The sequence below is a fragment of the Flavobacterium sp. J27 genome, from assembly GCF_004303025.1.
Taxonomy (GTDB): Bacteria; Bacteroidota; Bacteroidia; order Flavobacteriales; family Flavobacteriaceae; genus Flavobacterium.
In genome coordinates, this window is record NZ_PJQW01000002.1 from 366806 (window position 1) to 376506 (window position 9701).

Sequence of the window (9701 nt, forward strand, 5' to 3'; positions counted from 1 at the left end):
ATATTATAATTCGTTCCAAAAAAAGGTTTTATAATTACCCATATTCGCTAATAATAAAGGTTTTAATCGTTCGTGATTGGCTCTATTTCTATCTTTTTTTTCTACTAACCTATCCAAATACAATTGCAATAAACAGGCATCTGATTCAATTAAGCTTGTGTCTGCTTGTTCAATGTCTAAATCATACCCAATCGCTGAATAGGAAAATAACGTTAAGTAGTGTTCCAAAACAGGAAGTAAAGGATCTTCTGCATCCATCTGTTGCAACTGAAGCAAGATAGTAGGTAAAAAACGCAAACATAAATCTGTAGAAAGCATGGCAGAAGCTGTTAATTGATTGTTATATATCGGAAATAAGCTATCTATTTTACTTTCGGTATCTTTCCTGTTTAAAACTAGTTGTATCGCAAAATAAACCGTTTTACTAGCCCACAAAGCTGCCTTTTCGTCAAATGAAGGAGCTATAAATGGGTAATTTAATCTTTCTTTTTCATACTCATCTTGTAGAAATTCAATTACTTCTCTAGCTTCTTCCGAGCTAATATCTAATTTCTTGTCATAGATAATGCCGTGTTCTCTCGTGCGCAAATGATAAATGGTATCTAAAAAGGGTGTTTTTCTATTGGTCATTAGGTTCTTTTTCTTAATTTAAGATAATTTAATCCCATTTATTTAAATAATACCATCATTTCATTATTCTTTGATTCTTGAGAAAGTCTATTTCCTAATTTCCAAATCTCATTTTCCCAAAACTTCCAATTGTTATTATTAGGATTATTTACAGTAATACAAGTATGTATATTTGTTGCAATAATTTCATATTCATAGAAAACGCCATCGAGAGTTATTCCTTTATTTGCAGTAAATAATTCTAAATTTTGGATATTAAATATTGGATCATTAAATTCTTTTGTTTGCTCTTCAAAATAGAACGCTGTAATCTCTCCTTTTCCATCATAAAGAAAAATACCTTGAACTAATTTTTCAGGATTATTAATTTTACGAAAATGACTCTCTTCAAATTTGATAGTTACTAATCCTCCCCATCCTACAAATGATCTACTTATATTTACTATCCAAATATAATCTATACTTATTTCATTATCTCTCCAACCTTTCTCATTTCTAATAGTTTGTTTTCCAGAATAAAGTTCTGTTAGATTAAGTTTTGTTGCTAAAGAGCGTTTTAAATTCTCTCTAAATTGCAAATTTTCAAATCTCGTTTCTGTTCTCATCTCTGTTCTATTCATAACAACTACTCACTCTTCTTTCGTAATTTGATCCATCAATTTTAATAAATGTGGTAAACGATACGCACCATACATATTTTGTATTGAATGAGCAGCTTCTTCTTTATCAATCCCTATAGCAGAAACAAATAGAGGGTTTTTACTTTCGCCTCTGAAAATTTCTACCACAGTATCTTTGTTACTTTGAAAAGAAGATTTAGCGACACCAATAATAGGAAACTTTTGGTCTAACGCTTCAAATAAATAACCACCTAGCCCATATTTACCCTCATTATCAACATAAATATGCCCATCAATAATAATAAGTTTGATTGCTTCTAATGTGGTTTCTTGTAAGGCACTTAAAATACAAGGTAACTCTCTTTTATAAAAAGAACCTGGTTCATAAGGTAGCACATCTTCTGTATTGTGAGTGATTACTTTTGTAGGTGTTTCGCTTTGCCAATTTTCAAAAAAAAGCAAAACAGTTTTAGCATAATCTGCTTTATAATGAACATCTATTGTTACAATCATTTCTTTGGGGTTAATACAACAAATATAAAAGAATTCCTTCTTTTTATACATGTAATTTAAATTAATAAAAAGACCTTTACCAAAGGAATAGCTCTAATTAAAACACTTCGGTAAAGACACATCAAGAGTTTTTTTATTATAGCACTACAAAATACTACAGACTAATCAGCTATTTTTAAGACACCAATGCAAAATTTTAGCAATATTTTTTGCATCATCTACCCCTCTGTGATGGGTGCCTTCTAAGGGAATACCTAAAATTTCCAGCGCACCATTCATACCTACTTTTTTTCGTAAGCCTCTCACGTCACTAAACCATTCTTTAACATTAATATGCTGGCTACCCATTGGATAATCTATTTTTCTAAAATGACACTGTTTCTTTAGCATATTTAAATCATACTGTCCATAACTAGCCCAAGTATATGTATCGGCTTGGTATTCTTCTTCAAGAATAGCAATGGCTTCGTCAAAACTAACGCCTTCTCTTTCTAATAAATCGGATGTTATAGTAGTTAATTCTGTGCAAAAAGGACTCACAGTGGAATATTCTGGCTGAATTAAAATCCCTTTATTTTTACTAATGTTTCCTGTATGTGTATCTAAAACACAAACTCCTATTTCTATAATTTCATTTACTTGCCCTTTGGGAACAGGTCCGTTCCAGCAAGTAGCTTCTAAATCAATTATAATTATTTTATCTGTTGTTTTCATTGTATTAAATTGAACGAAAATATTCGTTTCTATTTGTATTAATTTAGTCTCTAATTTCTCCTTCAAAAGGAGCTTTCCATTTTTTTTGAAGCATGATGCTTTTTACTTCTTCGTAGGATAGCGGATAAAAGTTATGACAATCTACTCCTACATCAAATGAACGTGAGGTTTCATCATCTGGTAAATGACCATGAGAATGCCCATATAAATGCCAAGTACCTCTAAATGAACTTCTCCACACTTTCATTGCGTAGTGCAATAAAACAATCTTTTGCTTTCCATTTTGAGCTTCAGAATCTGCTACATTTAATTCATAAAAATCTTTAATCCACTCAAATCGTTTGGGATAAGTTAAGGTAGCTTTATCATGGTTCCCTTTTATTAAAAATATTTTACCATTTAACTGATTTAGAATGTTTTTTGTTTCTTCAGTTGAAGCTAAACTTAAATCTCCTAAATGGTATACAATAGCCTCTTTTCCTACTTTTTCATTCCATCTGCGTATCATTTCTGCATTCATTTCTGCTACCGATGCAAAAGGACGTTCACTATACTTTATAATATTGGTATGCCCAAAATGATGATCCGATGTAAAAAATATATTTTGTTTCATTTTATTTCTTTTTTAAGAATTGCAACTGATAATAGCTGCAATACATTTTATAATTAGAAGTATAGTTTTGATTACTTCTTTTATTTCGATGTTGTTTTCCTCATTTCTCATTATTTCTAAGTTTTTAAAAAACATCATCTTATTTACTCTTTACATAGTAACAAAACCAATGGTTTCACTGCTCTTAATGATGTTTCATTTTATTGCATTTTTGTTCAATTTTTTCTTTTTTATCACTTCTCTAATTATTGAATCAAGATTTACTTTCACTTCTTTTTGCTTTGAATTAGTATTATTTTGCAAATTTTCTTTAGCCATATGCTGATTTATATTGTTCAAAAAAGCGTTTTTAGTTGTTTTATTTTGTTCCGAATTTGCTTGGGAAGAAATTAAACTAATTAAACTGAAAGCTAAACCTATAATTTGTATTATATGCACTATGGCAAGTAATTCGGTTTTATTTGAACTTGTATTTTCTTTTCTCATTATTTCTAAGTTTTTTTAAAAACCTCGAAATAATTCAAAGGTTTCTATGTTATAAAAGGTTCATTTAATTTTCTTGTACCACTACTTAAACAAGAAATTGAAATTTGTTTTATTTTATCTAACATGATTTTTATATCTATCTTTTCTCTTTTTTTATCTTATAGTGATGTAAAAAACAAGTTGCCTTTGCGTAACAAGAACGGAAAAAGAAAAGCTATTAAAAGTGCTAAAATGGTTTTCTAGATATGGTAAAAACTAAGGTTTCCAATGTAATAGAAAAGCAAAATAACAGTTTGCATAACGTTTGCTAAATCAGGTCTTTGGTCTTGTTTCTTGTTAAAAAGAAAGGGGTACATAGCAAAGACAAGTTGTTTTTACAAATTAAAAAAAGAACGTTTATTTTCTGATACAAAAGTTTAAATTACATACGCAATTATTCTGCGTAATGAATAAATTCTTTATAATTAAACAGTTGATATTCATTTATCCAATTAATTACAGTTTCTAAATATACTTCTCTAACTATTTCAAATCGAGTGATATTAGGAATATGATTGACCTCTAAAAGGTATTTTTGACCATTAGGAGCTACAATATAATCGTTTCCAATCATGTCCATTTGTAACGCCTTTTTTATATGCATTGTGTCTGCTAATAAATCGGCATCAACAGGCATAAAAGTGGCCGTTTCTGGATGAATTGACTTTAACCATGTAGTTCCCTCTAGTTTAATTTGCCAATGTTTATTTCCCATAACCATGATACGAACGGCTTCTCCTTCAAAATAAGGCTCAATAGAAGCTGTATGTTCGCTTTCCCATTCGCCAGTGAACCGATGTTTATTTTCTCCGCAATGCCAATTTCCCCATTTTGCTACCGTATCCTGTGTTGTTATTACCGTTGCTCCAGCACTTACAAATCCTCTAGGCGCACTAAATTGTGACAATGACAAAGCTTTAATTAAGCAAGGTATCTTAAAGCGACAATCTAACATACCCATAGCATTGGGGAAACAAGGTCCGTTCCAAATGGCTAAACCAGAAATAAAATCAAAATCATCATCATAAATCCCATAATACACCACTTTATCTACTGGTAACATCCCTACTCCATTGGTTTTTTCTATATATAAAATTTGATCTTTAACTACTATTTTGGGTATCGCTAAATGCCAAATAATACTTCCGGTATAATTCGCTCGTATTACTTCATATTCTTCAGGTTCTATACCTATTAAAGCTATTCTATTATACGTTTTCATAATGATAATTTTTATTATTCTTGATGTGTGTTTTTATTTTTAAGAGTCAGTATATCAATCGTATCAAGAAACTTTCATAGTAAAACTAGTTCTCGATACATTTTTTAAAAAGCACTTGACCAATTCTTAATCAATTCCTAAATCCTGAATCTCAAACACCAAAAGGAATCGAACCTTTATCTTCAGCATACTTTGCTGCTGCTCTACCTTTTGAGCTATAGCATTTTGTTGATTTGTCAGGATTCGAACCCGAACAAAGAGAGTCAAAGTCTCTTATGCTAACCCATTACATCACAAATCAATATTCTCCATCTACGTCACTTCGAGTGCGAAGCGTATCGAGAAGTTTTCATTTTAAAACTAGTTCTCGATACATTTTTAAAAAAATTGCTGTTCGCATTTTCTAAAAAACACTCGAACTGACGTACTGCTAATCACTAAGGACTAACTACTCTTAACCAAACTAAGCGGCTTATACGAGAATCGAACTCGTAGCTCCCGAGAGACAGTCGGGAAGGTTACCATTACCACAATAAGCCTAAGTCCTTTCTAAAGACTACTTGTATTTTTAAACGAAACCCGTTTGTTGCGGAGAGCAAGGGAATTGAACCCTCATTACCTTGTGAGTAAACCGATTAGCAATCGGGTGTAACAAACCAATATTTACCTACTCTCCCAGTTAAAGGCATAAAAAAAGCACCTTTAAAAGGTGCTTCACATACAAATTAAGAATAACTTCTTATTGTTTATATTGATGCACCCGCATACCTGTTTTTGCTCCTAAGTCGAAACTTGGTGTAATTACAGCAAAAGACACTAGTACTGTTGATGAAATATTCATTTTTAATATGTTTTTATATTGTAAATTAAATGATGCCATGTTTTACTTTTTTACTTTTTAACTATTAAATAGTTTATAGCTTTTAATTTTTGTTTTTATCAAAATTTCCGTTGCAAAGATAAAGTCAAAAAAAAATAAATTCCAAATATTTTTTTAATTTATTTTATTGATTTTCAGTTTGTTATGCTTATTTTTAAACAAAAAAAATCCTGTCCGTTTACTAACAGATACGTTGAAAATGGTCAAATGACTGTCTCTCATTTGTTTAGTTTTCAAGTTTTATTTTGTATTATTTTTACTACGCATTAAACATTTTTTATATTTTTTTTCATTTTGTTGTTGTTTACCAATGTTTTTGGTTTGTTTCAACGTCATTATTAATTTATTTTTAACTTTTTTATGCCTTAAACCCTTCCCAAACTCCTATTTCCTAATTCCAATTTAGCTAAACAAAAAAAGCGCCCTCTTTTGAAGGACGCTTAGGTATTTTGGTTGGTATAAATGTAAATTCTTAAACCATAGGATACACATGAAACGGCCTAGCTTTTTTAGCAGGAAAAGATCCTACTAAACGGTAGTTACTATCTTTTGATAGCATAGCCATATGTTGTCTTTGTGTATTCATAATAAGGCAAATATAGGAATTATTTTGAAATATGCTCGTTTTTTTAATTTATTCTAAAAATTTTCAATTGGTACTACATTTTCTTCTCCAAACCATTCTCTTGCTGTTTCTAGAACCTTTTCAGAAGAATTTATATAATATTTCTTTAAATATAAGAAAAAGAAGGATATTTTTCTCAAACCTATTTTGAAATTGTGGTTGATGGTTGGTGGTTAATCGTTGTGGTTAAATTTTAATGATTCACACCATATAGTGACCCTGAGAAGGTCTCATTCGAAAAAATCAATATAGTTAAGTTGCTGAAATATGTTCAGCATGACAAGTTGGTCTCATATAATTACTCCACAGCAGCCCAAAAAACTATTTTACTACTATCGCTTTCTAAAGGTAAAAAAGCAATCTTATTGTACTTAAAAAAGGCTATTTCTATTAGTGTAAAAAGAGTACCGCTACCCTCTTTGGGTGGGTCTGGTAAAGAGATACTTACTATTTTAGGTATTTTCGCTTTCTTAAAAAAGGAAATCGTACTACTGTGCAACCAACTTTCATTGGTTTCAAAATCAAAAAAAAGAAAATGTGTTTTTACACCAATGCAATTAAAAAGCATCGGAAAAATCAGCGCTGTTGTTGAAAAAGAAAGCGTTCCATTCTGTATGGTTACTGGTTCTAAATCCAACTGGCTCATGGGATTAAAATGGTAATACTGCAACGCTTCTTTTGCTTCAGGTGTTTGTATGGCTTGTGCCAATAGGCGTTTTCCTTTTTCTGATACAGTATCAAAAGGAAGTAACGCTCGCATTTTCTTGGTAAACGCATTCACAATTTCTAAATTGTTACTTTTCGGTAAAATACCGGTTAAAGCCACCCGAATGGCTTTGCACTGAGAGGATAATTTTCCAAACTCATGGGCATTTTGTCTGCATTTTTCATATTTTTTCCCCTTTTGTAAAGCAGTGGTAGTAAAGCCACTAATGGCTCTAATAATCATTTGCCCATTTAACTCATAAATAACATAATTTCCTATTCTTCTGGAGAATGTGCCTTCTACTTCTATTTTAGCCATACTATTGTTTCTCTATTTTGTTACAGTCTTGTTCGAGTTTTGTTCGGGCTTTGTTCGGTGTTGTGGTACCCTTTGCTTTGCTACGATAGCTAAATAGGCCTAAAAAAAGTGATTATTCTCGAAAAGAAGCCGAGTTAAAACCAAAAGAAACCATAAAAATTGTGCCGTTTTTTAAAAAAACAGTGCTTTTCTAGTGTTTTTATAAAAGATTACATTTTTTCTATAAACATAGTTAAAATACTGAATTTAAGATTTTTAAAAAAATGTTTTATGTAACTTACCGCTATTAACATTCAAATTTCATACATTATGATTCAGAAAATTTTAAAATTAGAAGGCGTTACAACATTAGAAAAAAAGCAATTAAAAACAATTCAAGGTGGAAGAATGAAATGCAAAGATGAATATGGAAATTGCATTAAATTTGGTACAATGTGTGCAGAATTAGAATGCGTATATTTAATTGACTAATTTTTTTTCAGTATAAAAAAGGACGTTTGAAAACTCAAACGCCCTTTTTAATAAAACCCATTTAACTAACTAATTAATACCTTTGTATGGATTTAAGGTATATGTGGTACTAAAATTGCCTAAGTTTTTAAAATAATCTGCCACTAATTTTGCTGGATCTGTTGCTAATTCGCCTACACCTGGATTATCGTCTTTATCATCCCAGTTCCATGGTGTGTTTGCATTGCCCGAACCTTGTGTGGAAGGAAATGATTTGGCATTGTTTAAAAAAGCAGTGTTAAATCGTCTATCCCAGAAACCATTGGCTTCAAAAATGTTAACTAATTTATATTTTACATCACGATCATCATTATTTGCAGGTACTTCTGCTGTAGTTAGACTGGGATAGTATGTAATTCCGTCTCCAATAATTTTATAGGCTGGCCATGCCTTTAACCCATGTCCTTTTGATTCTTGAGCAGTAACAGGATGTGCTTGATTGTTATAATTTTCATACGAAACAGTGCCATCAATACTTTCATGGTTGGCTTGTAACGGACTACCAGAAGGCGTAAAAGAATAAAAATCAGAATGTGCCACAGTTACCATTCCTAAAAATTCTCCATAACCATTATTTGCTGTCGATTTTTTAACGATTGATAATTGTCCTTCTAAGTCATTTTCGTGATAGTCTAAACCAAAGAAGCAAATGTTTGCCCAATCTCTTGGATGAAAAAATGCATAAAGTATAAAATAATGTGTATTGGTTTCTACAACCGAATAATAACAGTGTGCTGTAGGAGCAAATCCTTTACTAGGTTCAATATTATTCCAATTATTCGTTGATACCCAATCATTATCAAAATTAATCGCTGTAATATAATCGCCTCTTCCACTCATAGAACCACAACCTGCATTATCTACATCTTGATGATGTACAGGTGCCCAACGCAACACTAAATTGTCATAAAATGCGGTGGTTTGTCTTTGGGTTACTTCTGTTTCGATTGGTTTTGTCGTTTCATCTTCTAAATCAGATGACGTACAGCTAACGACTGCAATAGATGCAAAAATGCCAACTAGAAATATGCGCATTTTGCTCTTAAAAAAATACTGTTTTTTCATGATAGTTTATTTGTTTCCAGCAAAGTAACTAAACCACGATTAATTTAAGATTTAGAAGATATGATGTAAAAGTTATGCTTTCACTTGTGATGTTAACAAAAAATAAAGCCTCTCATTTTTTTGAATAAGAGGCTTTACGATGTACAAAATAGATACTTAAAATTGAATGCTTCCATTAAAGCTACCTTCGTAAACACTATTTAAGTTAAGAACAGAATAAATACTTTCACCAGGTTGTAAAGAAATACTTCCGTTATGTAAAGGCATTTCAACACTGTTTAAAGCAACTGAAACAATGAGATTAGTAGTACAATGTGGATTTGTATTATAATGGTAATTACAATCATTTGGATTGTTTGTACGAATCACTATTTCAAGAGTTTCTCTAGTATTTGTCAAATAAGTTACTCTTTCCAGTCCTCTTCCTAAATTTTCAATAAATGCATCCACCACAACTAAATCCACTCTACCATAACGATGGGTATGATTTACTATAGTTCCTAAACTGTAAAGAATGGTTTCACAATGTTGTTTTTTCGGTTTATATACTTTTTGTTTTTTAGGAGCTTTGGGAGCAGGCATAGGCTTAGGTTCTTCCTTTACAATAATTACTTTTGGCATAGGTAAGTTAATACTAATATCTACGCTACCTCCTATCCTTACTTGTGCCGTTGTCTTTATAAAAAAACTTAGTGCGGCAATAATTATAATTCGTTTAAAATTTTTCATTTCGTTTGTTTTAGTTTTCTATTTCAACACA

Annotated in this window: 12 protein-coding genes and 2 tRNA genes; 1 reads left to right on the forward strand and 13 read right to left on the reverse strand. The window is 31.0% G+C overall.

Going from position 1 to position 9701, the window contains the following annotated elements; translation table 11 throughout:
- Positions 1 to 3 precede the first annotated feature (3 nt).
- The 11 genes from CX675_RS03745 to CX675_RS03785 form a co-directional block, all read right to left on the reverse strand.
- Positions 4 to 630: a hypothetical protein gene (locus CX675_RS03745; protein ID WP_130733877.1), complete on the reverse strand. Its 627-nt coding sequence runs from the start codon at positions 628 to 630 to the stop codon at positions 4 to 6.
- A 38-nt stretch (positions 631 to 668) separates the two neighbouring features.
- Positions 669 to 1235, reverse strand: a complete 567-nt coding sequence (locus CX675_RS03750; protein WP_130733878.1) for a hypothetical protein — start codon at positions 1233 to 1235, stop codon at positions 669 to 671.
- A gap of 24 nt (positions 1236 to 1259) precedes the next feature.
- Positions 1260 to 1763 (reverse strand): endonuclease V, encoded by a 504-nt coding sequence (locus CX675_RS03755; protein ID WP_130733879.1) that lies wholly within the window; start codon positions 1761 to 1763, stop codon positions 1260 to 1262.
- A gap of 165 nt (positions 1764 to 1928) precedes the next feature.
- Complete coding sequence (locus CX675_RS03760) at positions 1929 to 2477, reverse strand: 3'-5' exonuclease (RefSeq protein ID WP_130733880.1); 549 nt, start codon at positions 2475 to 2477, stop codon at positions 1929 to 1931.
- Positions 2478 to 2520: 43 nt separating this feature from the next.
- Positions 2521 to 3090, reverse strand: coding sequence for a metallophosphoesterase (locus CX675_RS03765; protein ID WP_130733881.1), 570 nt, complete (start codon positions 3088 to 3090; stop codon positions 2521 to 2523).
- Positions 3091 to 3285: 195 nt separating this feature from the next.
- Positions 3286 to 3576, reverse strand: coding sequence for a hypothetical protein (locus tag CX675_RS03770; RefSeq protein WP_130733882.1), 291 nt, complete (start codon positions 3574 to 3576; stop codon positions 3286 to 3288).
- A 433-nt stretch (positions 3577 to 4009) separates the two neighbouring features.
- Entirely contained in the window at positions 4010 to 4837 is an 828-nt protein-coding gene (locus CX675_RS03775) for a hypothetical protein (protein WP_240723585.1), read from the reverse strand.
- A 153-nt stretch (positions 4838 to 4990) separates the two neighbouring features.
- Positions 4991 to 5062, reverse strand: a tRNA-Thr gene (locus CX675_RS03780).
- A gap of 364 nt (positions 5063 to 5426) precedes the next feature.
- A tRNA-Ser gene (locus tag CX675_RS19710) sits at positions 5427 to 5513 on the reverse strand.
- Between the two features lie 63 nt (positions 5514 to 5576).
- The gene (locus tag CX675_RS19715; RefSeq protein ID WP_165395965.1) at positions 5577 to 5717 is read right to left on the reverse strand and encodes a hypothetical protein; all 141 of its coding nucleotides are present in this window, start codon (positions 5715 to 5717) and stop codon (positions 5577 to 5579) included.
- Between the two features lie 923 nt (positions 5718 to 6640).
- Positions 6641 to 7366 (reverse strand): hypothetical protein, encoded by a 726-nt coding sequence (locus CX675_RS03785; protein WP_130733884.1) that lies wholly within the window; start codon positions 7364 to 7366, stop codon positions 6641 to 6643.
- Positions 7367 to 7675: 309 nt separating this feature from the next.
- On the opposite strand from CX675_RS03785, the gene CX675_RS19720 reads away from it, so the two are divergent.
- On the forward strand, positions 7676 to 7837 hold the full coding sequence (locus tag CX675_RS19720; protein WP_165395966.1) for a hypothetical protein: 162 nt from the start codon (positions 7676 to 7678) through the stop codon (positions 7835 to 7837).
- Between the two features lie 69 nt (positions 7838 to 7906).
- Here the strand turns inward: CX675_RS19720 and CX675_RS03790 are convergent, their stop codons facing one another.
- Both CX675_RS03790 and CX675_RS03795 read right to left on the reverse strand, forming a co-directional pair.
- Positions 7907 to 8941 carry a hypothetical protein gene (locus CX675_RS03790; RefSeq protein WP_205728595.1) on the reverse strand — a complete coding sequence of 345 codons (1035 nt, stop codon included), beginning with the start codon at positions 8939 to 8941 and terminating at the stop codon, positions 7907 to 7909.
- A gap of 156 nt (positions 8942 to 9097) precedes the next feature.
- The gene (locus tag CX675_RS03795) at positions 9098 to 9670 is read right to left on the reverse strand and encodes a hypothetical protein (RefSeq protein ID WP_130733885.1); all 573 of its coding nucleotides are present in this window, start codon (positions 9668 to 9670) and stop codon (positions 9098 to 9100) included.
- Between the last annotated feature and the right edge of the window lie 31 nt (positions 9671 to 9701).